Source organism: Pseudomonas sp. GW821-FHT09C10 (assembly GCF_059418085.1).
The window spans coordinates 107,722-131,935 of the sequence record NZ_JBWKPE010000012.1 but is presented as its reverse complement, the minus strand read 5'-3'; the positions used below and the strand labels follow the sequence as shown (position 1 = coordinate 131,935).

Sequence of the window (24,214 nt, the reverse complement as noted above, 5' to 3'; positions counted from 1 at the left end):
GTGTCCTGCCGGTAAGCGAATACCGTCAGGCTAGAGTGGATTGACTTTCTGTAAAAATGAATAATAGTGAGTAACTTGTTCAGTTTTGGAGAAAGTCATGGAGTTCAGTCAATTGCGCATCTTCCAGGCGGTGGCGGAAGAGGGCTCCATTACCCGTGCTGCCGAGCGCCTGCATCGAGTGCCGTCGAACTTGTCGACCCGGCTCAAGCAGATGGAAGAACAGCTTGGCGTGGAGTTGTTCGTGCGCGAACGCCAGCGCTTGCAGCTTTCTCCGGCGGGCAAGGTGTTGCTGGACTACAGCACTCGTCTGCTGGCGCTGCATGATGAAGCCCATGGCGCCGTGCAAGGCGGGCAACCGGCCGGCAATTTTGTACTGGGCAGCATGTACAGCACGGCGGCAGTGCATTTGCCGAAGCTGCTGGCGCGCTATCACAAGGCCTATCCGATGGTGAACCTCCAGGTGCTGTCGGCGCCCAGCGGTGAACTGCTCGAAGGGTTGATCACCGGTCGCCTGGACGCCGCATTTGTGGACGGGCCCATCACGATTGCCTCCCTGGACGGTGTGGCCCTGTGCGAAGAACGCCTGGTGCTGATATGCGAAGCCGACCACCCACCGGTGCGCGGGCCGCAGGATGTTGCCGGCCGTTCGGTGTTCACTTTTCGCCGCAGTTGCGCCTACCGCACGCGCCTGGAAACCTGGTTTTCCCACGAGCACGTCGCCATGGGGCGGGCGATTGAGATCGAGTCTTACCAAGGCATGCTCGCCTGTGTCATCGCCGGTTCAGGGGTGGCGCTGATGTCCGAATCCATGCTCGACAGCCTGCCGGGCAAGGACAGCGTGTCCGTTCATCCGCTGACAGGGCAATTTGCCACTGCGACGACCTGGCTGATGTGGCGAAAGGGTATGCTCGGCGCTAACCTCAACGCATGGATCGACCTGCAGCACGAGGGCAGGGCCGAGGTCCTGCAAGACGCACGTGCGATTGCTTGAGCGATCCGTCAGGATTTGCATCAATTCAGTAACAGTTCGTTGTGGTTTCATTCAAGCAATACGTAGGACTTAGGGCTACTATCAATGTAGGAAAAGGCGACAGAACTTGCGCCGACCAGCATTTCCCTCAAAGGGGGCAAACCATGAAAGAGAAAATCCAGAACTGGCTCCACGACCTTGGCGTTGCATTGGGCTTGATCGAGCCCCCCCTGCAACCGGTGCCGATTCGTACCGATGACGAGCAGCGTCGTCCGCGCCGCAGATAATCTCTGGCTGAAGCAGGATTGAAGGTGGGGGCGAGTAAGCCCGCTCCCACCGTTTATTTTGCGCCAGGCAAAACCAGCGGGCGTGACATCCCACGTCGCAGCGTCCATGCAGAACTTTTAACGCCAGCCATGCTCCTCGCCGCCCAAGTCACCCTTGCCTCGGGCCTGCGCGATAGCCCCCTCACGCCCTAACACTCACTCTCCTCAGTGTCTGAACAATCGTTCGGATGCGAGCGTCTGCTTTCAGGAACCGTCTGTCATCCCTCGGTAACCCAGGCAAGTAGTCCGAATCCATGCAGGTCAGCCAGGCCGATGACCTTCACGTGTCGGAATCAGGCTACTCGTTCATCAGAAGTGGCTGGCTTATTCAATTCAAACCATGAGCGTAGGTTGAGTTTCTCAATGGCCTTCCAATAACGCCCCCCCTTTATTGAATGGCTCTCTGCGAGGCATCAGTCCGTCAGAAGTGTTGGAGACACAGCTATGAGGCTCTCTTCCATTCCGCCAGTCGCCGCGTCACTCATCGCCATAACCGGAAATATCCTGCATCTCGCACCGGTGTCGAGAGCCTGGAAGGCTCACGCACCCAGCAACGTGGTGTTCTTTCCCCCGACATTGACCAAACACGATCTGCTCATACAGATCGGTCTCCTGAGTCCATCGGCGATCATTGTCGGGGATCAGGCGATCGATGCAGACGTCATCGCCCAATGGCGCATATCCCACCCGTTTGGCGACCTCCATTTGATCCGCAGAGGTACGAGCCTGGATAAGGTGCGACTGGACCTTTGCGGTTCCAACGACATCCGCGTAGTCAATACGCCGGGGGTCAACGCGCCCCATGTCGCCGCCTATATGGCGCGCTGGCTGACACTGGCCGATGGCTCTCTGCCGCGCGACATCTGTGTGCTGGGATACGGCAACGTGGGCAGGGAGCTGGTCAAGTTATTGCTTGATCGAGATCCGGAGGTTCGGATCAAGGTATTGGATCGACATGGTCAGAGGCCGGACACTCTCGGCAAAGCCTGTTCCGACAGCCGAGTGTCCTTTGGTGTGGACTGGTTCGAGGTGCTGGAGGGGGCTCGTGCCGTCGCTATCTGTTTATCCCTGAATGATGAGTCCACCCATCGCATTGATCGGGCCCTTATTCAGTGCCTGCACAGACAGGCTCGTCTGGTCTGCGTCGCCAAGCCGGATGTCTTCAGCGATGACGCTTTACGGGCCCTGGCAACGGCTGAAGCTATCCAGCTTGTATTGGACTACGGGCCTGGGACACTGGATGCATTTCGGGTGCGCGCACAGGCACTCGGCTGCAGTGTCTCCAAGTGGCGCAAACCGGCGACCCTGACAACCCAGGCGGCAATGACTGAAGCCTGCCATGGCGACCTTGACTATGCCGTCTCGATTCAACTGAGCCTGACCGCCTTGCGCTGCCTGGTCCGGCGCAAACTTGCCCACTCACTGATGATCCCCGCGCAACAGGCAGATGCCGGCGCGCCGCGCGTATCGATCATCGGTCGAGGCATCAACGGCCTGCTCCAAGCCGTGATGTTCCGCCTGGCCAATTATCAGGTCTCGGTCTACGGAGGACATCAGCAGAGCGATGGCGCCAGTCATAAGCAGGTGAACATGCGCCACCTTTCAGCCACGGAGACGACTGCAAAGCCGCTGGACAACGCTTATCTGATGCCTGGAAACCAGTACCTGGCCGTGGAATGCAACCGTGCAGGCATTGAGCTGTTTGAAAAGTTTCTGGCCGACAATCCATCGTTAGCACGGTTTGCACGGTCGCGGATTGTACGAGCGTTTATGGACGACGCTAGTGGCGTAGAAGCCGCGATCCACGAGCAACGCGATATTGAAAAAAGGCCTTGGCCGAGTGGCAAGCCAGGACGTGAACTTGTAGAGATCAGTCGCCTTCAATTCCAGAAAAGTTATGGGGTCCCAGGGATCGCTCGGGCTATTGAAGTATCGGGTTACGATGTGGAATTTGTCCAGCTAAGGGATGAGATAGTGGCGCTTTTGGCGCGCTCTGGGGTTCAGTTCCTACCCCAGCATCTAAGCCCTGTCCAAATTGCTGAGTTGAGCAGAGAACACGTCGTCGTCACTGCCCTGGGGGTAGAGGAAGAAGAAGTCATCGCGATCATTGGCTGGTTTTTTAAGATGCGTGCTGTTGGTAGTGAAGCTGTCGGAATGCGCGGACTCAAACTGCAGTACGATCTGCCCATTGGTGTCATGAATTGCCGCCTGGACGGGGACTATATTCTTGTCTCCGGTGGGCAGGTTCCTCCCGATTCCACGCCTGCGTACAAGGAGCAGATACTGACGGCATGTCAAGCAGCCGTTTCTCGTCACTTTCCAAAGTCTTACCGCCGGGCGATCGAAAGTGGCGACTTGCAAATTATCGAATGTGCCAGGCCTGGCACTCCGGATGGACTGTCGATAGTTTATTGCTCCGCCTACAACCGCATTGCCGCCGGCGGGACGTATGCCGGGGGCACAACCCAGGGATTGGTGTGGGCCTCCTTGGTCGAGGAAATCATCCAGGCTAAGGCACCCGCAGTTTCGGCCATGTACTCATGATAAAAAACGGGTGCGACATCCGACGTCGCACCCGCTGAAGAAACCACTCCAACCCCCGTTATTGCTTACACCGCCCGAACCACCCCCGCCTCGGGCCGGCGTGACAGCACACTCACCAGCACAAAACTCACCAGCGCCACCGCCAGGCTGTAGTAGATCGGCGTGTTCGCATCCAGGCCATCCTTGAACATGAACACCAGCGCCGTTACAAAACCCAGGCTCATGGAGGTGATTGCCCCCGACGTGGTCGCGCGCTTCCAGAAGATCGCGCCGATCAGCGGGATCAGCATGCCGCCCACCAGCAGGTTGTAGGCCAGGGTCAGGGCGCTGATCACGTCATTGACCACCAGTGCGATGCCCAGCACGACGATACCGGTCAGCATCGTGAACAGGCGGTTGATTGCCAGGCTCGATTGTCTGCCGCCGCGCAGGCGTGGCAGCAGGTCTTCGGTCAATACGGTGGAGGCGGCGAGCAAGCCGGCGCTGGCCGTCGACATCATCGCCGCCAGTGCCGCCGCGATCACCAGGCCGCGGATGCCGTCCGGCAGCGAGACTTTGACGATGGCCGCGAACGCGTTGTTGACGTTGTCCAGGTCCGGAATCAGCACATGGGCCGCCATGCCGATCAGCGCACAGGCCAGGCCGTAAAGGATGCAGTAGAAGCCGGCGAAAGTGCCTGCGTACTTGGCGACCTTTTCGTCACGGGCGGTGAACACCCGCTGCCAGATGTCCTGGCCGATCAGGATGCCGAAGAAGTAGATCATGAAGTAGGTGATGATCGTGTCCCAGCCGATCGCGGTGAAGCTGAAGCTCGATGCCGGCAGCTTGGCCACCAGCTCATCCCAGCCGCCGACGCGGTACAGGCAGATCGGCAGCAGGATAAACATCAGGCCGACGGTCTTGATCACGAACTGCACGATGTCGGTGAGGGTCAGGGACCACATGCCGCCGATGGTCGAGTAGACCACCACCACACCACCGCCCAGCAACACCGAAATCCAGAACGGCAGGCCGAACAGCACTTGCAGCACCGTGCCGATGGCCAGGATCGAGGTCACGCCGATCATCAGCGCGTAGGCCAGCATGATCACCGCACTCGCCTGGCGGGCCATGGGGTTGTAGCGTTTTTCCAGTACCTGGGTGACGGTGAAGATTTTCAGCTTGAGCAGCGGCTTGGCCAGGAACAGGTTCAGCGCGATGATTCCCATGCCCAGCGCCGCACACAGCCAGAAGCCGGAGATGCCATGCACATAACCCAGGCGCACGGTACCGACGGTGGATGCACCGCCCAGTACCGTGGCGGCCATGGTGCCCATGTACAGCGACGGGCCCAGGTTGCGACCGGCCACCAGGTAATCTTCGTGGGTCCTGGCGCGGCGCATGCCGTAATAGCCGAGCACGAGCATGCCGGCGGCGTAGATGAGTACGACGAATAAATCCAAAGCCATGACGGCGGGTCTCCGATTATTGTTTTAGGTAGCAGGTGTGCTTGTTGTGGCGAGGGCGCTTGCTTGCGCTGGGCTGCGAAGCGGTGCCTTGGGGCCATACACCGAAGCCGGCTCCGGAAACACACGCAACAACGTCAGGTACACCACCGACGCCAGCCCCAGCGTCACCGGCAGGCTGATATCGATGCCATCGGCCAGGTTGCCCAGCGGCCCGACAAACTGCCCCGGCAGGTTGACGAAGCACAGGCCCACCAGCGCACTCGGAATCCAGGCCCCCAGCCCGCGCCAGTTCCAGCCATGGCTGAACCAGTAGCGGCCGCCGGTTTCACCCCGGGTGAACACCTGCAGGTCATCCGGGCAGTAGAAGCCGCGACGCACGATCAGGCCGATGATCATCATCACCATCCATGGCGTGGTGCAGGTGATGATCAGCACGGCGAAGGTCGATACGCTCTGCACCAGGTTGGCGGCGAAACGTCCGATAAAGATGAAGGCAATCGACATCACCCCGATCAGCAGCGTGGCCTTGACCCGCGACAGCAGGCGCGGGAACACGCTGGACATGTCCAGCCCGGTGCCATACAGCGAAGTGGTGCCGGTGGACATGCCGCCAATCACCGCGATCAGGCACACCGGCAGGAAGAACCAGGTCGGTGCCACCGCCAGCAGACCGCCGACGTAGTTGTTGGCCGCGATGTAGTCCGGCGCCTTGATCGCCACGATGGTGGCGGTGGCCAGGCCGAACAGGAACGGGATCAAGGTGGCGATCTGTGCCAGGACTACCGCCAGCATGATGCGCATTTTCGGTGTCTCACGCGGGATATAGCGTGACCAGTCACCCAGGAACGCCCCGAAGGAAATCGGGTTGCTCATGGCCACCAGCGCCGCGCCGATAAACGCCGCCCAGAAGCCGGTCTGGCCCAGTGCTACGTTGCCGGCGAAGTGGCTGTCGAAGGTCGGCGCGAACGCGAAGATGCCCAACAGAAACAGCAGGCTTGCCGCCCAGACCGCAATGCGGTTGACCCACAGCATGAAGCGAAAGCCGTAGATGCACACCGTCAGGACAAGCATGGCGAATACGCCGTAGGCCAGGCCCAGGGTCAGGTCGGTTTCCGGCAGGCCGATCAGCCGTTTCGCACCGCCGACCAGCGCATCGCCTGAACTCCACACCGACAGTGAGAAGAAGGCAATCGCCGTCAGCAATGACAGAAACGAGCCGACAATCCGTCCATGCACGCCGAAGTGCGCACCGGAAGACACCGCGTTGTTGGTGCCATTGATCGGCCCGAACAGGCCCATGGGGGCGAGGATCAACGCACCCACCAGCACACCCAGCACAATCGCCCAGACGCCGGCCTGGAACGACAGGCCGAACAGCACCGGAAAGGAACCGAGCACGGCGGTGGCAAAGGTATTGGCGCCGCCAAAGATCAGGCGGAACAGATCCTTGGGGGTGGCGGTACGTTCGTTGTCCGGGATCTGTTCGACCCCGTTGGTTTCTATTGTGCGAATACTTTTATCGTTGTTTTTATTATTCATGATCAGCTCCGATCACATTGGCTAAGGGGGCGGCAGCCCTTCCGGCATAGCGGACAAATGTTCGTGACAGGCCAGCCACAGGCCTTCTTGTTGTTCTGTGCGAGATCCTTGGCGTTTGAAGACAATGGTCTCGCGTTCCTGGCTAAAGAATTGCTCCCCGTTCATGCGCAGCTCGGTGGCCACGTCATGGATAAATATCGCCACGTCGCCCTGCAGGCTGACCACGGCGTTACTTGAGGTGCAGGACACCACCTCAAATCCTTCATCCCGGCGCCAGCTGTCCCACAACGCCTGGTAGGCATCGCGACTGAGCAGCGGCTGGGGGAGGGTGTAGAACACAAAGCTGGCATCGGCCGTGAACGCGCCGAAGTAGGCGGCGCGGTCGTTGCGCGCAAAGGCCGACACCAGGTCGGCGGCGGCTTTCAATACCTGCGGCACGCTCATCAACGGTGCGCCACGCCAGGCAGTACGCAGAGCATCTCGTACAGCAGGTTGGCGCCCAGCAGCGAGGTGTTGCCGGTGGTGTCGTAGGGCGGCGAAACTTCTACCAGATCACAACCAACCAGGTCGAGGCCCTGGCAGCCACGGATGATTTCGATTGCCTGGATGGTGGTCAGGCCGCCGATTTCCGGGGTGCCGGTGCCGGGCGCCCAGGCCGGGTCGATGCCGTCGATGTCGAAGCTCAGGTACACCGGGCCGCCACCGACTTTTTCCCGCACCTCGGCCATCAGTGGCGCGAGGGAGTGGTGCCAGCATTCTTCGGCCTGTACTACGCGAAAGCCCTGTTTGCGGCTCCAGTTGAAGTCTTCGGCGGTATAACCCTGGGCGCGCAGGCCGATCTGCACCACGCGGTCGCAATCGAGCAGGCCTTCTTCCACGGCGCGGCGGAAGGTGGTGCCGTGGGCGATTTTCTCGCCGAACATATGGTCGTTGACGTCGGCGTGGGCATCGATGTGCACCAGCCCGACCTTGCCGTGCTTCTTGTGGATCGCCCGCAGGATCGGCAGGGTAATGGTGTGGTCGCCGCCCAACGTCATCGGGATCACGTTGTGCTCGAGAATCTCATCGTAGGCCTCTTCGATGATGCGCACGGCGTCCAGCAGGTTGAAGGTGTTGATCGCCACGTCGCCAATGTCCGCCACCGACAGCGAGTCGAACGGCGCGGCACCGGTGGCCATGTTGTAAGGGCGGATCATCACCGACTCGGCGCGGATTTCACGCGGCCCGAAGCGGGTGCCGGCACGCAGCGAGGTGCCGATGTCCAGGGGCACGCCGATAAAGGCCGCATCCAGGCCCTTGGCCGATTGCAGGTGGGGAAGACGCATCATGGTGGCGATGCCGGCGAAGCGCGGCATTTCGTTGCCGCCCAGTGGTTGGTGGAAAATCTTGTCCACGGGATTGCCTCATCGTTGTTGTGTTTATCAGGGGCCGATTCTGCGAAAAGCGCAGGAAGGGAAGAATCGGCAGGGGCAAATACTTAGTTCAGGTTTTTCTAAACTAATGCGGGAGGGTAGACTGCCCACATCTACAGCCGGAGCCGCCCATGGCCAGCGCCTTGCCCGACCTGAAACTCCTGCGCATCTTCGTCAGCGTCGTGCGCCACCAGGGGTTCGCCAATGCCCAGCACGAACTCAACCTGTCCACCTCGGCCATCAGCACCTACATGAGCCAGTTGGAAAGTGCGTTGGGCCTGGTGCTGTGCCATCGCGGCCGGGGTGGGTTCAGCCTGACCAGCAAAGGCGAGCTGTTCCACCAGGAAACCTTGCGCCTGCTGGGTGAGCTGGAAGGCTTCGAGCAATATGCCGCCGCGCTCAAGGGCGAGCTGCGCGGCACGCTCAAGCTCGGCGTGCTCGACTCCACCGTGAGCGACAAGGCCTTGCCGTTCGCCGAGGTTATCGGCGCCTACAGCCTGGAGCACCCGGCGGTGCACCTGAACTTATCGGTGATGAGCCCCTACGAACTGCAACTCGGCGTGCAGGACAACCGCCTGGACCTGGCCATCGGTGCCTTCTCCAACCGCATGAGCGGGCTGATCTACATGCCGCTGTACCGCGAGCAGCACTGGTTGTATTGCAGCACCCGCCATCCGTTGTTCAGCGAACGGCGTATCCCCGAGCAGGTGATCACCCAACAACGCATGGTCGGGCGCGGCTACTGGAGCCAGGCCGAACTGGCGCGCCACGGCTTCAAACACAGCGCCGCGACGGTGGAAAGTATGGAAGCGCAGCTGATCCTGGTGCTCTCCGGTGCCTACATCGGCTACCTGCCCGAGCACTACGCCCAGGCCTGGGCCGACAAGGGCGACCTGCGCGTATTGCTGCCGGCGACCTTCGGCTACCAGGCGCCGTTCTCGATGATCATGCGCCGGGGTCGCAGCCGCGAACCGCTGATCCAGACCTTCCGCGATCTACTCAAAGCCCAGCTCAACCAGGCCTGAAAACCATGTCCCGACCCCACTGTTCCCGCTGCCTCAGGCCCGCCGCCCATTGCCTGTGCGCGCTGATTCCCAACCTCGACAGCCGCACACGTGTGCTTGTTTTGCAGCACCCGAGCGAGGTCAACCATGCGCTCAATACCGCGCGGCTGGCGGCGTTGGGATTGAACAATGCGCAGTTGGTGGTGGGCGAGGTCTTTGATGACTTGCCCACCCTGTTGAACCCGCCCGGCTATCAGGCGCGGCTGTTGTTTCCGGCTGACGATGCACAGCCGCTGCAAGCCTATGCACCCGGCGCCCAGCCGCTGTTGCTGGTAGTGCCCGACGGTACCTGGCGCAAGGCGCGCAAACTGCTGCACCTCAATCCTTTGTTGGCGGCGTTGCCTCGGGTGACGCTGGTCGAGGGCGCCGTGTCTCGCTATCGACTGCGCAAGGCGCCGGGGCCAGGGGCGTTGTCGACGGTGGAGGCGATTGTGCAGGCGTTGCAGGTGCTGGAGGCGCCGGTGTCGTTTGAACCGTTGCTCAAGCCGTTTGATGCATTGATCGAAGGGCAGATTGCGGCGATGGGAGAGGAGGTCTTTCGGAGAAATCATGGCGATGGGCATTTGCGCTAGGCGGGGTATCGAGGCGCGGCCATCGGGGGCAAGCCCCCTCCCACAGTTAGCCGAGTTTCAACATGAGAATGCGGTCCAGTGTGGGAGGGGGCTTGCCCCCGATGGCGCCCGCCCAGCCAGCACCTCCCTCGCTTATTCCTTTAAGCCATAAGCACCACACTTTGCGTGATATGGCCCGCCGACCTTTCCCGGTATGATGTTCGCCCCCGCAGTCTGGATTGCGAATACGCCATGACCTTGCAGTACCCTACAATCGCCGATTGCGTCGGCAACACGCCCCTGGTCCGCTTGCAACGCATGGCGGGTGAAACCAGCAATACCCTGTTGCTCAAGCTCGAAGGCAACAACCCGGCCGGCTCGGTAAAAGACCGCCCGGCGTTGTCGATGATCACCCGCGCCGAACTGCGCGGGCAGATCAAGCCCGGCGACACCCTGATCGAAGCCACCTCGGGTAATACCGGGATCGCCCTGGCCATGGCCGCCGCGATCAAGGGCTACAAGATGGTGCTGATCATGCCCGACAACGGCAGCGCCGAGCGCAAGGCGGCCATGACCGCCTATGGCGCCGAGTTGGTGCTGGTCACCCAGGAAGAAGGCATGGAAGGCGCCCGCGACCTCGCCGAGCGCATGGCCGCCGAAGGCCGTGGCCAGGTGCTGGACCAGTTCGCCAATGGGGACAACCCCGAAGCGCACTACACCACCACCGGTCCGGAAATCTGGCGCCAGACCCAGGGCACCATCACCCATTTCGTCAGTTCCATGGGCACCACCGGCACCATCATGGGCAACTCGCGCTACCTCAAGGAGCAGAACCCGGCGATCCAGATCGTCGGCCTGCAACCGATGGAAGGCGCGGCGATCCCAGGCATTCGTCGCTGGCCCGAAGAGTACTTGCCGAAGATCTACAACGCGACGCGCGTGGACCGCATCATCGACATGGCCCAGCGTGAAGCCGAAGACACCACCCGCCGCCTGGCGCGTGAAGAAGGCATCTTCTGCGGCGTGTCGTCCGGCGGCGCCGTGGCGGGTATGTTGCGCTTGTCCAAGGAAGTGGAAAACGCGGTGATCGTCGCGATCATCTGTGACCGAGGCGACCGTTACCTGTCGACCGGCATTTTCGACGAACCCAACTGATGGCCAAGCACGAGAGAGGCCTGCGCTTCCAACCGACGGGCGGCAGCCGGGCCCCACAGATTCCCGTGGGCAAGAAGCAACGCCTGACCATCGAGCGCCTGGCCAACGACGGCCGCGGCATCGTGTTCTTTGAAGGCCGCACCTGGTTTGTCAACGGTGCGCTGGCCGGCGAAGAGGTTGAAGCGCGGGTATTGGGCACCCACGGCAAAGTGGTCGAGGCCCGCACCGAACGCGTGTTCAAGGCCAGCGAGCTGCGCCGTCCGGCACCGTGTGCGCACTTCGGTCGCTGTGGCGGTTGCAGCGTGCAGCACTTGCCCCATGCCGAACAACTTGCCCTGAAACAGCGCATGCTCGCCGAGCAACTGTCCCGCGTGGCCGGTGTCGAACCGCAGGAGTGGGCCGCGCCATTGAGTGGGCCGGAATTCGCTTACCGGCGCCGCGCCCGGGTGGCGGTGCGTTGGGATGCCAAGGCGAAGAAGCTTGAGGTGGGTTTCCGCGCCGTGGCCAGCCAGGACATCGTCGCCATCGATGATTGCCCGGTGCTGGTACAGGCCTTGCAACCGATCATGCAGCGCCTGCCGAACATGCTGCGCCGCCTGAGCAAACCTCAGGCCCTGGGGCATGTGGAGTTGTTCAGCGGTTCGTCCGTCGCCGTGTTGCTGCGGCATATGGCGCCGTTGTCGGAGGCGGACCTGCTGATCCTGAAAGAATTCTGCAGCTTCCATGACGCCCAGCTGTGGCTGCAGGGTGAAGGTCAGCCGGAACCGATTGAGCCCGATCAGTCACTAGGTTTCCGATTGGACCCATGGGACTTGGAGTTGGCGTACCGACCGGGGGATTTTGTCCAGGTCAACGCCGGGGTCAACGAGGCGATGGTTGCCCAGGCCCTGGACTGGCTGGCGCCGCAGCCTGATGAGCGGGTGCTGGACCTGTTCTGCGGCTTGGGCAACTTTGCCTTGCCGCTGGCGAAACAGGTGCGCGACGTGGTGGCGGTGGAGGGTGTTCAGGTCATGGTGGACCGGGCTGCGCAGAACGCCATCAGCCACAATTTGCATAATGCGCAGTTTTTTCAGGCCGATTTGTCCCAGCCGTTGACTGACGCGGAATGGGCCAAACAGGGCTTTTCTGCGGTACTCTTGGACCCACCCCGCGATGGTGCCCAAGAGGTTGTGCGCAAGCTCGCCACCCTGGGGGCCAAGCGCCTGGTGTATGTGTCCTGCAACCCGGCGACGCTGGCGCGGGACACGGTTGAGCTGGTCAAGCAAGGCTACCGGCTAAAACGTGCCGGGATCCTCGACATGTTTCCGCAGACAGCGCATGTCGAGGCCATGGCGTTATTTGAAGCGGGCTAGGATGCCCGTTTAATCCGACTGGCCTGCATTCTCCAAGGCCTATGATCTGCCACGGAGCTCGCAGTAAAAAGGTCGGCGATGATTTTGGCGCATCCAAGGTGCGTCATAGGGAAGGTAAGCAAGATGGTACAGGTGAGAGCACACCAGCCGATCAACACCGACGGCAGTATCAATCTCGAGGCATGGCTGGATCATGCCATCAGTGTCGACCCGGCACTGGACCGTGAAGCCTTGAAAGCAGCCTGCGAGTTCGCTCGTGAGTCTGAGCAACAAGACAATGCAGCCAAGAACCTGTGGGCCGAAGGCACTTCCAGCTTTCGCACCGGGTTGGAAATCGCCGAGATCCTTGCCGATCTCAAGCTGGACCAGGACTCGCTGATCGCCGCCGTGCTCTATCGCGGCGTGCGCGAAGGGCACATCCAGTTGCCGACCGTCAGCCAGCGTTTTGGCGCGGTGGTGGCCAAGCTGATCGACGGCGTGCTGCGCATGGCCGCCATCAGCGCCAGCCTCAGCCCGCGCCAGTCCATGGTGCTGGGCACCCAGGGCCAGGTGGAAAACCTGCGCAAGATGCTGGTGGCGATGGTCGACGACGTACGTGTCGCCCTGATCAAGCTGGCCGAACGCACCTGCGCGATCCGTGCGGTGAAGACCGCCGACGACGAAAAGCGCAACCGCGTCGCCCGCGAAGTCTTCGACATCTACGCACCGCTGGCTCACCGCCTGGGTATCGGCCATATCAAGTGGGAGCTGGAGGACTTGTCCTTCCGCTACCTCGAACCTGATCAATACAAACAGATCGCCACGCTGCTGCACGAGCGGCGGCTCGACCGTGAGCGCTTTATCAGCGACGTGATGGGCCAGTTGCGCGCCGAGTTGCAGGCCACCGGGGTTGATGCCGACATCAGCGGCCGCGCCAAACACATCTACTCGATCTGGCGCAAAATGCAGCGCAAGGGCCTGGCCTTCAGCCAGATCTACGATGTGCGTGCGGTGCGCGTGCTGGTGCCGGAAATGCGCGACTGCTACACCGCGCTGGGTATCGTCCATACGCTGTGGCGGCACATTCCCAAGGAGTTCGACGACTACATCGCCAACCCCAAGGAAAACGGCTATCGCTCGCTGCACACCGCCGTGATCGGCCCCGAGGGCAAGGTGCTGGAAGTGCAGATCCGCACCCACGCCATGCACGAAGAGGCAGAGCTGGGCGTGTGCGCGCACTGGCGCTACAAGGGCACCGACGTCAAGGCCGGGTCCAACCAGTACGAGGAGAAAATCTCCTGGCTGCGACAAGTGCTGGAATGGCACGAAGAACTCGGCGACATCGGCGGCCTGGCTGAACAGTTGCGCGTGGATATCGAGCCGGACCGGGTCTACATCTTCACCCCCGACGGCCATGCCATCGACTTGCCCAAGGGTGCGACGCCGCTGGACTTCGCCTACCGCGTGCACACCGAGATCGGCCATAACTGCCGGGGCGCCAAGATCAACGGGCGCATTGTGCCGCTCAACTACAGCCTGCAAACCGGTGAACAGGTCGAGATCATCACCAGCAAGCACGGCACGCCGAGCCGCGACTGGCTGAACCCGAACCTGGGCTACATCACCACATCGCGGGCGCGGGCGAAGATCGTCCATTGGTTCAAGTTGCAGGCCCGCGACCAGAACGTCGCCGCCGGCAAGACCCTGCTCGAACGCGAGCTGGGCCGCCTGGGCCTGCCGCAGGTGGACTTCGACAAGCTGGCCGAAAAGGCCAACATGAAGATCGCCGAAGACATGTTCGCCGCCCTCGGTGCCGGCGACCTGCGCCTGGCGCAACTGGTCAACCTGGCCCAGCAACTGGTCGAGCCGGAGCGCGGCAACGAACAACTGGAGCTGATCCCACGCAAGGCCACCGGCTACAAGCCCGGCAAGCGCGGCGATATCCAGATCCAGGGCGTCGGCAACCTGCTGACGCAAATCGCCGGTTGCTGCCAGCCGTTGCCGGGAGATGCCATCGTCGGCTACATCACCCAGGGCCGTGGCGTCAGCATTCACCGCCAGGACTGCGCCTCGGTACTGCAACTGGGCGGGCGCGAGCCGGAGCGGATTATCCAGGTCAGCTGGGGCCCGGTGCCGGTGCTCACCTACCCGGTGGACATCATCATCCGTGCCTACGATCGTTCCGGCCTGCTGCGCGACGTCTCGCAAGTGCTGCTCAATGAGCGCATCAACGTGCTGGCGGTCAACACCCGCTCGAATAAAGAGGACAACACCGCGTTGATGTCCCTGACCATCGAGATTCCGGGGTTGGACGCACTGGGGCGGTTGCTGGGGCGGATTTCCCAGTTGCCGAACATCATTGAGACACGGCGCAACCGTACCCCATGATTCGCGGAATGAATGCAGGCTAAATGTGGGAGGGGGCTTGCTCCCACACTGATCGGACACAGAACGATGTATTCACTTGAAGACCTGCTGCACCTGATGAGCCGCCTGCGGGACCCGCAATACGGGTGCCCTTGGGACATCAAGCAAACCTACGCGACCATTGTCCCGCACACCCTGGAAGAGGCCTACGAAGTGGCCGACGCCATCGAGCGCGGCGACTTTGATCATCTGCAGGGGGAGTTGGGCGACCTCTTGTTCCAGGTGGTGTATTACAGCCAGCTGGCGCGGGAAGAGGGACGTTTCGAATTTGCCGGGGTGATCGACAGCATCACCCGCAAGCTGATTCGCCGCCATCCCCATGTGTTCCCGACCGGCGATCTGTATGCGCCGCTGGATATTCCTCGACTGAGCGAAGAGCAGGTCAAGGAACGTTGGGAGCAGATCAAGGCCGAGGAGCGTGCGGAAAAATCCGACGCGCCGGAGCAGCTGTCCCTGCTGGACGATGTGCCCAGCGCCTTGCCGTCCCTGTCCCGGGCCGCCAAATTGCAGAAGCGCGCCAGCCAGGTCGGCTTCGACTGGCCATCGGCGTTGCCGGTGGTGGATAACGTGCGCGAAGAGCTGGACGAAGTGCTCGAAGCCATGGCCGACAACGACCCGGAGGCCATCGCCGATGAAGTCGGTGACCTGCTGTTCGCGGCGGTCAACCTGGCCCGTCACCTCAAGGTCGACCCGGAAACCGCGCTGCGTGGGGCCAATGCCAAGTTCGAGCGACGCTTCCGATTTATCGAACAGGCATTGCGCGATACCCACCAACCCATAGAAGATTGCACCCTCGAAGAGTTGGACGCCCTGTGGGGCGAAGCCAAACGTCAGGAAAAGAACGTGTCCAGCTGCGGTTGAGCAGTTGCCTAAGTGAGTAAGCACCATGAGCCTTTCCCTTCGCGACCAGTTGCTCAAAGCAGGTCTGGTCAACCAAAAGCAGGCCAAGCAGGTCGGCAAAGAGAAACAGAAACAGCAGCGCCTGGTCCACAAGGGCCAGATCGAGGCCGATGACACCCAGGCTCGCCTGGCCGCCGAGGCGCAGGCCGAGAAGGTCAAGCGTGACCAGGAACTGAACCGACAGCAGCAGGAAAAAGCCGAGGCCAAGGCCCGTACGGCCCAGGTCAAGCAACTGATCGAGACCTCGCGCCTGCCTAAGCTCACGACCGAGGACTACTACAACTTCGTGGATGACAAGAAGGTCAAGCGCCTGTCGGTCAACACCTTGATGCGCAACAAGCTGAGCAACGGCTCCCTGGCCATCGTGCATCACGGTGGTGGCTACGAGGTAATCCCCCGTGAAGCCGCGCTGAAGATCCAGGAGCGCGCCCCGGAACGTATCGTGCAGCTCAATATCCTCACCGAAAGCCAGGTGCCGGATGAGGATGATCCGTACGCGGCCTACCAGATCCCGGATGATTTGATGTGGTAAGGCTGTAGCTACGAATTGTGGCGAGCAGGCTTGCCCTGCGTTGGGCTGCGAAGCAGTCCCAGAATACACAAACCCCGCTCAAAAGGCGGGGTTTGTGTTTTATAGGCCTCCCAACTGCGTGGGGCTGGGGAGCCTACAGGATTTCGAAGTTTCAGGCGCTTTGCGTCTGGCGTTTCATCTCAAGGGCTTCGAGCTCGTTTTTATAATTATGAGCGTCGCTCTCGTTATGAAACATGCCGACCAGCAGGTCTTGTTGGTGGACATCCCAGATGTGAATCCCATGGCCCAGCGCTTCGTGGGACATATGTTCGTCGTCGCGTTCAGTTACTTTTACAGTCATCTGCTTGCTCCAATTTCTGGTGGGTATGCGGCAAGTCGTCGCAGGTCTTTTTATACGGTTTGTTAGCTTGCTAAGTAAACCGCTTTAGAGGTTTATGACAGAAGTTTCATGTTGGGCGCCATCGGGAGCAAGCTCCCTCCCACAGGGGAAAGTGTTCGCAGTTCAAATGTGGGAGGGGGCTTGCTCCCGATGACGGCAGACACTTGAACCCAAAACCCCAGACGAAAAAAAGCCCCGCATTCAGCGAGGCTCTTGTTCAGCTCATCCGCGCACTCAGTTGCCTTTGACAGCCTTGCCGTCAACGGTACCGTCTTGCAGCATGATGTTGTATTCCTTGCCGTCGGTCTCAACCTGACGCAGGGCAACCAGGATGCCGCCCTGGTCCTTGGCAAACCACATCTGGGTGATGCGCTTGCTTTGAGTCGGGTCGCGTACGCGCTCGACCTTGATCGCGTCAATGCTGCCGACCTTGGTCTGGACCTTTTCCGGGCCGATCACGCGGAAGTCGTAGGTGTCGACGTCGGTGCCTTCAACCACGTTGTAGCTCATGCTTTTCTTGCCGGCTGCCACGTCGCGCTGCAAGGCCAACTGGTAGGTCGACTTGTCGAGCATGCCGCTTTGCAGGGGCACATTGACCGGGTCTTTGTTTTCAAAGCCGGTGACTTTCTTGGTCGACGGGTCGAAGTCCAGGTTGATCTTCTTGGTCTTGCCCAGGCCGCCGCGTTCGAAGGCGTAGCTCTTCGGTTGCAGGGTGTCCTTGTCGAACAGGATCACGCTGGTTTCGGTCAGGCTGGCGATCATCATGGAAGCCTTGAAGTTCAAGGTCCAGGTGCCGTCACCGTTCTTGGTCAGGCTGCGTTCCGCCGAACCACTCATGGGCAACTGTTTCCAGTCGGCGGTGTAGCTGGCGGAGAACGGGTGTAGATCTGCCGCTTGCACGGCAGGCAAGGCGAACAGCGCAAAAGCGAAGAGCAAGGCGCGACGCATAAAATCTCCTAGGTTCGAATCAAGTGGCCGCTGGCCGCAAGTAACTGACCGTCCAATAATGCACCCTGGTCACCAAGAATCAACCGCCCCTCGGCAAACCAGCGCACAGCCAGCGGGTAAATCCTGTGTTCCTGGGTATGTACCCGTTGCGCAAGGGTCTGCGCCGAGTCGTCAGACTCTACCGGAACCACTGCCTGTACGACCAGAGGCCCGCCATCGAGTTCCTCGGTAACGAAGTGCACGCTGCAGCCATGCTCGTTGTCACCCGCATCCAGCGCGCGCTGGTGCGTGTGCATGCCTTTGTACTTGGGTAGCAGGGAAGGGTGGATATTCAGCAGGCGCCCTTCGTAGTGCCGCACGAAACCAGCGCTGAGAATGCGCATGAAACCGGCCAGTACCACTAGTTGGGGGTTGAAGGCGTCGATCAGTTCGACCAGGGCGCTGTCGAAGGCCTCGCGGCCTTCGAAAGCCTTGTGATCCAGCGAGCGGGTTTCGATACCCGCGTCCCTGGCGCGTTGCAGGCCGTAGGCGTCGCTGCGGTTGGAGATCACCGCAGCGATGCGCACAGGGCTGTCGCCGGTGCGCGTGCTGTCGATCAGGGCCTGCAAGTTACTGCCGGTGCCGGAAAGCAGCACCACGACATCACAGGTCCGAGGCATCAGTGAGCCTTGAGGTTCTTCAGTTCAACCTGAGCCGCGCCTTCGGCAGCGGTGGCGATCTGGCCGATGACCCAAGGCTGCTCGCCGGCTTCACGCAATACGTTCAGCGCGGTTTCAACGTGTTCCTGCGCGACGCAGATCACCATGCCCACGCCGCAGTTCAGCACGCGGTGCATTTCGGTTTCATTGACGTTGCCTTTTTCCTGCAGCCAGTCGAATACCGCAGGACGCTGCCAGCTGGCCACGTCGACGATCGCCTGGGCGCCTTTTGGCAGTACGCGCGGGATGTTGTCCAGCAGGCCGCCGCCGGTGATGTGGGCCATGGCCTTGACCGCGCCGGTGTCCTTGATCAGCTTGAGCAGTGGCTTGACGTAGATGCGGGTCGGGGCCATCAGCAGGTCGGTCAGCGGCTTGCCGTCGAGCTGGATGTTCTCGATGTCGGCACCGGACACTTCGATGATCTTGCGGATCAGCGAGTAGCCGTTGGAGTGCGGGCCGGAGGATGGCAGGGCGAGCAGGGCGTCGCCGGCAGCCACTTTGGAGCCGTCGATGATCTCGGCTTTTTCCACCACGCCGACGCAGAAGCCGGCCAGGTCGTAGTCTTCGCCTTCGTACATGCCTGGCATTTCAGCGGTTTCGCCGCCGACCAGGGAGCAACCCGACAGTTCGCAGCCGGCGCCGATGCCGGTCACCACCTGGGTGGCGGTCTCGACGTTCAGCTTGCCGGTGGCATAGTAGTCGAGGAAGAACAACGGCTCGGCACCGCATACCACCAGGTCGTTGACGCACATGGCCACCAGGTCGATGCCGATGCTGTCGTGCTTGTTCAGGTTCAGTGCCAGGCGCAGCTTGGTGCCCACGCCGTCGGTACCGGAAACCAATACAGGCTGCTTGTAGCCGGCCGGGATCTCGCAGAGGGCGCCAAAACCGCCCAGGCCGCCCATGACTTCGGGGCGCGCAGTGCGCTTGGCAACGCTCTTGATGCGTTCGACCAATGCTTCACCGGCGTCGATGTCTACACCGGCGTCCTTGTAGCTCAGGGAGGGTTGCTTGCTCATGATCCAGGCCTTTAGGGGGGATTCAGGGGTAACGACCGAGCGGGCAGGCGCTTTTGGTAAAAGGCCCAGCCGTTGACGGTCTGCGAAGGCGCGCGATTTTATCAGGCTTGAGGGGCAGCGGCCATCCTCGGGCCGACGGGCAGGGCAGATAGATTTAAAAAAGCAGGTTAAAAAAATGCTGATCGGGTCTGTTCAGGCACGTATTAAGGTATAGCCTTTAAACCGCTGTCGTTAATGACATGGCGAAAACTTACCGGGACCCCGTGAATGTTTTAGTTGTCGCTGTGGTCACAGCCTGGCTATACCGATTTCACGCGGTCTGTTCCAGCCGCTAAATTTGTCGTTCGGGAATCTTCCATGCGTCTGTGTAATGTCTTTTTTGTAGGCTGCTTGTCGTTGATCAGCCTGGCGAGTCATGCCGAAACCCTCAATGGCCTGTACCAGGTACTCGAACCCGTCAGCAGCCAATCGCCGCAAGAGCGCGACCAGGCGACCCAGCGCGCGGTGGAGACCCTGGTGATCCGCCTGACCGGCGACGCCAAGGCCGCGCAAGGCCCGGGCCTGGCGGCGATTCGCAAGGATCCGCAGCAAATCATCACTCAATACGGTTACGACGCCGGCCCGCCCGAGAGCCTGCAAGTGGACTTCGACCCGGTCAGCACTGATCGCGCCTTGCGTGATGCCGGCCTGTCGATCTGGGGCAGCAATCGGCCATCGATCCTCGGCTGGTGGCTGAACGACTCCACCGAAGGCAGCAGCCTGGTCGGCGATGGCCAGGCCGCTGCCCAGGCGCTGCGCCGTGCGGCACAGCACCGTGGCTTGCCATTGCGCCTGCCCCTGGGGGACCTGGATGAACAGGTGGTCGCCACCGCGCCGAATCTTGAAAGCGCCGATGCCACGCCGTTGCGCGCCGCGTCCGAACGCTACGGTGCCGACGCCTTGCTGGCCGTGCATGCGCGCCAGGAAGGCAATCAATGGCAGGCCAAATGGCGCCTGTGGCTGGGTGACAAGAGCGAGCAGGGCACCGCGCAAGGCGCCGACACGGGCGCGCTGGCCGATGCAGTCATGCTGGCGGTCAGCCAAAAACTGGCGCCGCGCTTTGCGGTCAAGCCCGGTGTGAGTACCGAGCAACTGCTGGAAGTGCAGGGCATGAACCTGGAGCGGTACGCGGCCCTGGGGCACCTGCTTGAGCCGTTTGGCGGTCAGCCGCAATGGGTGGATGGCAATCGTATTGTGTATCGGGTCAACGGCAGCGCCGATCAGTTGCGTACCCAGTTGAGCCTGGCCAAGTTGCAGGAGGTGCCTGCCGGTGAGGCCCCGGCGCAGCAGCCTGCGGTCGATGGCACACAACCGCCAGCGGCACCTGCGCCCCAGGCGCAACTGCATTTTCGTTGGTAAAAGTTCTTCCTATATAGATAGAAGCAAATAATGGAGTGGTTTATGGCGGATACGCGTCGTTGGGTGTGGCTTGGCGGGATCGTCCTGCTGTGCGTTTTTGTGTTCCTGCTGCATTCGATCCTGACGCCGTTCCTGGTTGCGTTGCTGCTCGCCTATCTGTTCGATCCCGTGGTGGATCGCCTGGAAAAAGCCGGTCTGTCGCGGACCTTGGGCGTGGTTGCGGTGTTTGCACTGTTCACGTTGATCATCACCGCGCTGGTGCTGGTGCTGGTACCGATGCTGGCCAAGCAACTGTTTCGTCTCTATGAGCTGGCGCCGCAGATGCTCGACTGGCTGCAGCATACGGCGATGCCGTGGGCCCAAGCCAAGTTGGGTCTGTCGGATGGCTTCTGGAAATTCGACAAGGTCAAGGCGGCGATCAGCGAGCACATGGGCCAGACCACCGATATTGTGGGGGTGATCCTCAGCCAGGCGACCGCCTCCAGCCTGGCGCTGATCGGCTGGCTGACCAACCTGGTGTTGATTCCGGTGGTGGCGTTTTACCTGCTGCGCGATTGGGACATCATGATGGCCAAGATCCGCAGCCTGCTGCCCCGCAACCGTGAAGAGCGCATCGTGGCCCTGGCCGGCGAGTGCCATGAGGTGCTTGGCGCCTTTGTGCGCGGGCAGTTGCTGGTGATGCTGGCACTGGGGATCATCTACGCGGCGGGCTTGATGGCCATCGGCCTGGAGCTGGGCCTGTTGATCGGCCTGATCGCCGGCCTCGCCGCTATCGTGCCGTATATGGGCTTTGTGATCGGGATCGGTGCGGCGTTGGTGGCAGGGTTGTTCCAGTTTGGCGGCGACCTGTACCCGATGCTGGGGATTGTCGCGGTGTTCATGGTCGGCCAGGCCCTGGAAGGCATGGTGCTCACGCCGTTGCTGGTGGGGGATCGGATTGGCCTGCACCCGGTGGCGGTGATCTTTGCGATCCTGGCGGGCGGCGAGCTGTTCGGCTTTACCGGCATTCTGCTGGCACTGCCGGTGGCAGCGGTGATCATGGTACTGGTGCGTCATGTGCACGATCTGTACAAGGATTCCGACGCTTATACGGGGGTCGAAGACCCCGACCTGTAACCGCTGCGTCATAAACCCGGCTTCGGCCGGGTTTGTTGTTTATGAGGGTATGGCGTCAAACAATCCGCTCCAAACCGGCAAGTTAACGCAAACCTTTGATTTTGCTTGTGGTCTGCTGCATTGTGCGCCCGGCGTCACGGGTATAAACTTTGCAAACTTTACACAGAGGCCACTAACGGTTCGATGGGAGCCGTTCAGTCAGCATGAAACCGATTCAGCTGCCCTTAGGTGTGCGTCTGCGTGATGACGCTACCTTTATCAATTACTACCCAGGCGCCAATGCCGCTGCACTCGGCTATGTCGAGCGGCTCTGCGAAGCCGACGCCGGGTGGACCGAAAGCCTGATCTATCTGTGGGGTAAACACGGCGTCGGGCGTACCCACCTGTTGCAGGCCGCTTGCCTGCGTTTCGAGCAGATGGGCGAGCCGGCGGTTTACCTGCCCCTGGCCGAGTTGATGGATCGCGGCATCGGGATCTTCGACAACCTTGAGCAATACGAACTGGTGTGCCTGGACGATCTGCAGGCAGTGGCCGGCAAGGCGGATTGGGAAGAGGCGCTGTTCCATCTGTTCAACCGCCTGCGTGACAGCGGCCGGCGTTTGTTGATTGCCGCCTCCACCTCGCCACGGGAGTTGCCGGTGAAGCTGGCCGACCTCAAGTCGCGCCTGACCCTGGCGCTGATCTTTCAGATGCGCCCACTCTCCGACGAAGACAAACTGCGGGCCCTGCAATTGCGCGCATCCCGTCGCGGCCTGCACCTCACCGATGAAGTCGGGCACTTTATCCTCACCCGTGGCACCCGCAGCATGAGCGCGTTGTTCGATTTGCTCGAGCAGCTCGATCAGGCCTCCCTGCAGGCTCAACGAAAATTGACGATCCCTTTTCTCAAGGAAACGTTGGGCTGGTAACTGCTTGAATCTACGGGGTTCGGCAATTTCCAGGCGCCAGAAATCCTGCGTTTAAGCCACGTTGGCTACGCATGTGAACCGATAAATGGAATTACGGCTTAGATGTCATAGTCCAATCGCGAAGTCACATAGATCACGATTGAATTTGCAAATCGATGTGATAGAAGGCATAGTCTCGACTTCTTTACATACCAGCCACGGTCGTGCCCATGCTAAATCGCTTCGCACCCCTCGTGCCCCTCGCACTCGTTACCCTGTTGTTTGGTTGCGCCTCCCACCCTCAACAGGTGGTTGAGCAGCAAAAACCTCAACAACAGTCCCAGGCAAAATTCGTTGCTGCACAGTCTGCTTCTGTCTATGAAGAAGAGGTCGCAACCGAAAAGGAACTGGCCGATTTCTCCGGCAACAAGCCTTACCAGCTTCCAGTCCTGGCCGACAGCATCCTCGAACGCGGCATGTCCCTGATCGGTACCCGTTACCGTTTCGGCGGTACCTCTGAAGCCGGTTTCGACTGCAGCGGTTTCATCGGCTACCTGTTTCGTGAAGAAGCTGGCATGAACCTGCCACGCTCCACTCGCGAAATGATCAACGTGAAAGCACCGTTGGTCGCGCGCAACAACCTCAAGCCCGGTGATCTGCTTTTCTTCAGTACTGCAGGCCGTGGTCGCGTAAGCCATGCCGGTATCTACCTGGGCGATAACCAGTTTATCCACTCCAGCAGCCGTCGCAGTGGCGGTGTTCGAGTCGACAGCCTGGGTGACAGCTACTGGAGCAAAACCTTCATCGAAGCCAAGCGCGCACTCGCCATGGCCCCGACTACGGTTACCGCCAGTAAGTAAACTTAAAGTGATACTTGAAGTTTGACGTGTAAGCGCTAGAATCCCTGGACATTGTTGTAATCCGTTCGCGCGAGCTTTGCTTGCGCGTTCTGGTTTTCAGCGTTCGGCAGCGATAGCCGCATCCAGACCAGGATTGTTCTGCACATGTCGACCTCAGCCCGCCTGCTCCTTATTCTCTGCGCCGCGCTTATCAGCGCCTGCGCCAGCCGGCCGCCACCCGCTCCCGTTGCGGTCAAGCCCAAGCCGGTATTCAACTATTCCACCCAGAATTTCTCGCCTGCGGCCGAAGACGTACTCTTTCGTGCACTGGGCCTGGTCGGCACGCCTTACCGTTGGGGCGGCAACACGCCGGATTCGGGTTTTGATTGCAGTGGCCTGATCGGCTTCGTCTTCCGCGACGCCGCCGGCATCTCCCTGCCGCGCACCACTCGCGAACTGATCGTGATGCGCGCCCAGGATGTCAGCGAGCAGAACCTGCAGACCGGCGACCTGCTGTTCTTTGCCACCGGTGGCGGCTCCCAGGTCAGCCACGCCGGCATCTATGTGGGCGAAGGCCGCTTTGTGCACGCGCCGCAGACCGGCGGTACGGTCAAGCTGGACACCTTGTCCAAGGCGTATTGGCAGAATGCCTATCTGAGCGCCAAGCGTGTGTTGCCAGCAAACCTGGCACGTAATCCCTGAACCAAATGTGGGAGGGGGCTTGCCCTCGA

23 protein-coding genes are annotated in these 24,214 nt (G+C 61.0%); 15 read left to right on the top strand and 8 right to left on the bottom strand.

All coding sequences use genetic code 11. The annotated features are described in order from the left end of the window. Positions 1 to 97: 97 nt before the first annotated feature. The 3 genes from ptrR (at position 98) to AC07OT_RS22135 (ending at position 3,840) form a co-directional block, all read left to right on the top strand. Positions 98 to 991, top strand: a complete 894-nt coding sequence (ptrR, locus tag AC07OT_RS22145; protein WP_141155730.1) for a putrescine utilization regulator PtrR — start codon at positions 98 to 100, stop codon at positions 989 to 991. Positions 992 to 1,134: 143 nt separating this feature from the next. Continuing rightward, on the top strand, positions 1,135 to 1,257 hold the full coding sequence (locus AC07OT_RS22140; RefSeq protein ID WP_003193089.1) for a PA1414 family protein: 123 nt from the start codon (positions 1,135 to 1,137) through the stop codon (positions 1,255 to 1,257). 483 nt (positions 1,258 to 1,740) lie between these two features. Beyond that, positions 1,741 to 3,840 (top strand): NAD(P)-dependent oxidoreductase, encoded by a 2,100-nt coding sequence (locus AC07OT_RS22135; RefSeq protein WP_495109037.1) that lies wholly within the window; start codon positions 1,741 to 1,743, stop codon positions 3,838 to 3,840. A gap of 65 nt (positions 3,841 to 3,905) precedes the next feature. On the opposite strand, the gene AC07OT_RS22130 is transcribed toward AC07OT_RS22135, so the two are convergent. The 4 genes from AC07OT_RS22130 to speB are packed head-to-tail and all read right to left on the bottom strand — an operon-like array spanning position 3,906 to position 8,221. Continuing rightward, complete coding sequence (locus AC07OT_RS22130; protein WP_098478939.1) at positions 3,906 to 5,288, bottom strand: sodium:solute symporter family protein; 1,383 nt, start codon at positions 5,286 to 5,288, stop codon at positions 3,906 to 3,908. 24 nt (positions 5,289 to 5,312) lie between these two features. Next, complete coding sequence (locus AC07OT_RS22125) at positions 5,313 to 6,827, bottom strand: purine-cytosine permease family protein (RefSeq protein WP_495109036.1); 1,515 nt, start codon at positions 6,825 to 6,827, stop codon at positions 5,313 to 5,315. Positions 6,828 to 6,848: 21 nt separating this feature from the next. Next, on the bottom strand, positions 6,849 to 7,271 hold the full coding sequence (locus tag AC07OT_RS22120) for a YybH family protein (protein ID WP_495109035.1): 423 nt from the start codon (positions 7,269 to 7,271) through the stop codon (positions 6,849 to 6,851). Continuing rightward, positions 7,271 to 8,221 (bottom strand): agmatinase, encoded by a 951-nt coding sequence (gene speB, locus AC07OT_RS22115; protein WP_027603787.1) that lies wholly within the window; start codon positions 8,219 to 8,221, stop codon positions 7,271 to 7,273. The genes AC07OT_RS22120 and speB overlap by 1 nt, the downstream gene beginning before the upstream one ends. 149 nt (positions 8,222 to 8,370) lie before the next feature. On the opposite strand from speB, the gene AC07OT_RS22110 reads away from it, so the two are divergent. From AC07OT_RS22110 to AC07OT_RS22080, 7 genes are all read left to right on the top strand, one after another. Continuing rightward, positions 8,371 to 9,264: a LysR family transcriptional regulator gene (locus AC07OT_RS22110; RefSeq protein WP_065924693.1), complete on the top strand. Its 894-nt coding sequence runs from the start codon at positions 8,371 to 8,373 to the stop codon at positions 9,262 to 9,264. Between the two features lie 5 nt (positions 9,265 to 9,269). Continuing rightward, positions 9,270 to 9,875 carry a tRNA-uridine aminocarboxypropyltransferase gene (locus AC07OT_RS22105; RefSeq protein WP_495109034.1) on the top strand — a complete coding sequence of 202 codons (606 nt, stop codon included), beginning with the start codon at positions 9,270 to 9,272 and terminating at the stop codon, positions 9,873 to 9,875. Between the two features lie 231 nt (positions 9,876 to 10,106). Beyond that, positions 10,107 to 11,009 carry a cysteine synthase CysM gene (cysM, locus tag AC07OT_RS22100; protein ID WP_015885254.1) on the top strand — a complete coding sequence of 301 codons (903 nt, stop codon included), beginning with the start codon at positions 10,107 to 10,109 and terminating at the stop codon, positions 11,007 to 11,009. After that, positions 11,009 to 12,361: a 23S rRNA (uracil(1939)-C(5))-methyltransferase RlmD gene (gene rlmD, locus AC07OT_RS22095; RefSeq protein WP_495109033.1), complete on the top strand. Its 1,353-nt coding sequence runs from the start codon at positions 11,009 to 11,011 to the stop codon at positions 12,359 to 12,361. Before cysM ends, rlmD begins: the two co-directional genes overlap by 1 nt. A gap of 123 nt (positions 12,362 to 12,484) precedes the next feature. After that, positions 12,485 to 14,728 (top strand): GTP diphosphokinase, encoded by a 2,244-nt coding sequence (gene relA / locus AC07OT_RS22090; RefSeq protein WP_027603791.1) that lies wholly within the window; start codon positions 12,485 to 12,487, stop codon positions 14,726 to 14,728. 66 nt (positions 14,729 to 14,794) lie between these two features. After that, entirely contained in the window at positions 14,795 to 15,628 is an 834-nt protein-coding gene (gene mazG, locus AC07OT_RS22085) for a nucleoside triphosphate pyrophosphohydrolase (RefSeq protein WP_065940604.1), read from the top strand. 25 nt (positions 15,629 to 15,653) lie between these two features. Beyond that, positions 15,654 to 16,199, top strand: a complete 546-nt coding sequence (locus tag AC07OT_RS22080; RefSeq protein WP_010208656.1) for a DUF2058 domain-containing protein — start codon at positions 15,654 to 15,656, stop codon at positions 16,197 to 16,199. 151 nt (positions 16,200 to 16,350) lie between these two features. Here AC07OT_RS22080 and AC07OT_RS22075 read toward each other — a convergent pair whose 3' ends face one another. From AC07OT_RS22075 to purM, 4 genes are all read right to left on the bottom strand, one after another. Further along, positions 16,351 to 16,539: a hypothetical protein gene (locus AC07OT_RS22075; protein ID WP_027603793.1), complete on the bottom strand. Its 189-nt coding sequence runs from the start codon at positions 16,537 to 16,539 to the stop codon at positions 16,351 to 16,353. A 273-nt stretch (positions 16,540 to 16,812) separates the two neighbouring features. Continuing rightward, the gene (locus AC07OT_RS22070) at positions 16,813 to 17,526 is read right to left on the bottom strand and encodes a DUF3108 domain-containing protein (protein ID WP_065940602.1); all 714 of its coding nucleotides are present in this window, start codon (positions 17,524 to 17,526) and stop codon (positions 16,813 to 16,815) included. Positions 17,527 to 17,534: 8 nt separating this feature from the next. After that, a complete protein-coding gene (gene purN / locus AC07OT_RS22065) occupies positions 17,535 to 18,185 on the bottom strand; it encodes a phosphoribosylglycinamide formyltransferase (protein WP_027603795.1) in 651 nt (216 codons plus the stop codon). Further along, complete coding sequence (gene purM / locus AC07OT_RS22060) at positions 18,185 to 19,243, bottom strand: phosphoribosylformylglycinamidine cyclo-ligase (RefSeq protein WP_014719398.1); 1,059 nt, start codon at positions 19,241 to 19,243, stop codon at positions 18,185 to 18,187. The genes purN and purM overlap by 1 nt, the downstream gene beginning before the upstream one ends. Positions 19,244 to 19,600: 357 nt before the next feature. Here purM and AC07OT_RS22055 point away from each other — a divergent pair, with 357 nt between their 5' ends. The 5 genes from AC07OT_RS22055 to AC07OT_RS22035 all read left to right on the top strand — a co-directional run bounded on the left by AC07OT_RS22055 (position 19,601) and on the right by AC07OT_RS22035 (position 24,185). Further along, complete coding sequence (locus AC07OT_RS22055; RefSeq protein ID WP_092486597.1) at positions 19,601 to 20,641, top strand: DUF2066 domain-containing protein; 1,041 nt, start codon at positions 19,601 to 19,603, stop codon at positions 20,639 to 20,641. A 42-nt stretch (positions 20,642 to 20,683) separates the two neighbouring features. After that, positions 20,684 to 21,757 (top strand): AI-2E family transporter, encoded by a 1,074-nt coding sequence (locus AC07OT_RS22050; RefSeq protein WP_065940599.1) that lies wholly within the window; start codon positions 20,684 to 20,686, stop codon positions 21,755 to 21,757. A 203-nt stretch (positions 21,758 to 21,960) separates the two neighbouring features. After that, positions 21,961 to 22,665 (top strand): DnaA regulatory inactivator Hda, encoded by a 705-nt coding sequence (hda, locus tag AC07OT_RS22045; protein ID WP_027603798.1) that lies wholly within the window; start codon positions 21,961 to 21,963, stop codon positions 22,663 to 22,665. Between the two features lie 209 nt (positions 22,666 to 22,874). After that, positions 22,875 to 23,504 (top strand): C40 family peptidase, encoded by a 630-nt coding sequence (locus AC07OT_RS22040; protein ID WP_027603799.1) that lies wholly within the window; start codon positions 22,875 to 22,877, stop codon positions 23,502 to 23,504. 144 nt (positions 23,505 to 23,648) lie between these two features. After that, positions 23,649 to 24,185: a C40 family peptidase gene (locus AC07OT_RS22035; RefSeq protein WP_027603800.1), complete on the top strand. Its 537-nt coding sequence runs from the start codon at positions 23,649 to 23,651 to the stop codon at positions 24,183 to 24,185. Positions 24,186 to 24,214 lie beyond the last annotated feature (29 nt).

Excerpts from the sequence above, each read along its gene's own strand:
- cysM (WP_015885254.1), top strand. The coding sequence starts at position 10,107 with ATGACCTTGCAGTACCCTACAATCGCCGATTGCGTCGGCAACACGCCC.
- AC07OT_RS22075 (WP_027603793.1), bottom strand. The coding sequence starts at position 16,539 with ATGACTGTAAAAGTAACTGAACGCGACGACGAACATATGTCCCACGAA.
- AC07OT_RS22105 (WP_495109034.1), top strand. The coding sequence starts at position 9,270 with ATGTCCCGACCCCACTGTTCCCGCTGCCTCAGGCCCGCCGCCCATTGC.
- AC07OT_RS22120 (WP_495109035.1), bottom strand. The coding sequence starts at position 7,271 with ATGAGCGTGCCGCAGGTATTGAAAGCCGCCGCCGACCTGGTGTCGGCC.
- AC07OT_RS22035 (WP_027603800.1), top strand. The coding sequence starts at position 23,649 with ATGTCGACCTCAGCCCGCCTGCTCCTTATTCTCTGCGCCGCGCTTATC.
- rlmD (WP_495109033.1), top strand. The coding sequence starts at position 11,009 with ATGGCCAAGCACGAGAGAGGCCTGCGCTTCCAACCGACGGGCGGCAGC.
- relA (WP_027603791.1), top strand. The coding sequence starts at position 12,485 with ATGGTACAGGTGAGAGCACACCAGCCGATCAACACCGACGGCAGTATC.
- purN (WP_027603795.1), bottom strand. The coding sequence starts at position 18,185 with ATGCCTCGGACCTGTGATGTCGTGGTGCTGCTTTCCGGCACCGGCAGT.
- AC07OT_RS22140 (WP_003193089.1), top strand. The coding sequence starts at position 1,135 with ATGAAAGAGAAAATCCAGAACTGGCTCCACGACCTTGGCGTTGCATTG.
- ptrR (WP_141155730.1), top strand. The coding sequence starts at position 98 with ATGGAGTTCAGTCAATTGCGCATCTTCCAGGCGGTGGCGGAAGAGGGC.
- AC07OT_RS22055 (WP_092486597.1), top strand. The coding sequence starts at position 19,601 with ATGCGTCTGTGTAATGTCTTTTTTGTAGGCTGCTTGTCGTTGATCAGC.
- AC07OT_RS22130 (WP_098478939.1), bottom strand. The coding sequence starts at position 5,288 with ATGGCTTTGGATTTATTCGTCGTACTCATCTACGCCGCCGGCATGCTC.
- purM (WP_014719398.1), bottom strand. The coding sequence starts at position 19,243 with ATGAGCAAGCAACCCTCCCTGAGCTACAAGGACGCCGGTGTAGACATC.
- hda (WP_027603798.1), top strand. The coding sequence starts at position 21,961 with ATGAAACCGATTCAGCTGCCCTTAGGTGTGCGTCTGCGTGATGACGCT.
- mazG (WP_065940604.1), top strand. The coding sequence starts at position 14,795 with ATGTATTCACTTGAAGACCTGCTGCACCTGATGAGCCGCCTGCGGGAC.
- AC07OT_RS22135 (WP_495109037.1), top strand. The coding sequence starts at position 1,741 with ATGAGGCTCTCTTCCATTCCGCCAGTCGCCGCGTCACTCATCGCCATA.
- AC07OT_RS22080 (WP_010208656.1), top strand. The coding sequence starts at position 15,654 with ATGAGCCTTTCCCTTCGCGACCAGTTGCTCAAAGCAGGTCTGGTCAAC.
- AC07OT_RS22050 (WP_065940599.1), top strand. The coding sequence starts at position 20,684 with ATGGCGGATACGCGTCGTTGGGTGTGGCTTGGCGGGATCGTCCTGCTG.
- AC07OT_RS22125 (WP_495109036.1), bottom strand. The coding sequence starts at position 6,827 with ATGAATAATAAAAACAACGATAAAAGTATTCGCACAATAGAAACCAAC.
- AC07OT_RS22070 (WP_065940602.1), bottom strand. The coding sequence starts at position 17,526 with ATGCGTCGCGCCTTGCTCTTCGCTTTTGCGCTGTTCGCCTTGCCTGCC.
- AC07OT_RS22040 (WP_027603799.1), top strand. The coding sequence starts at position 22,875 with ATGCTAAATCGCTTCGCACCCCTCGTGCCCCTCGCACTCGTTACCCTG.
- AC07OT_RS22110 (WP_065924693.1), top strand. The coding sequence starts at position 8,371 with ATGGCCAGCGCCTTGCCCGACCTGAAACTCCTGCGCATCTTCGTCAGC.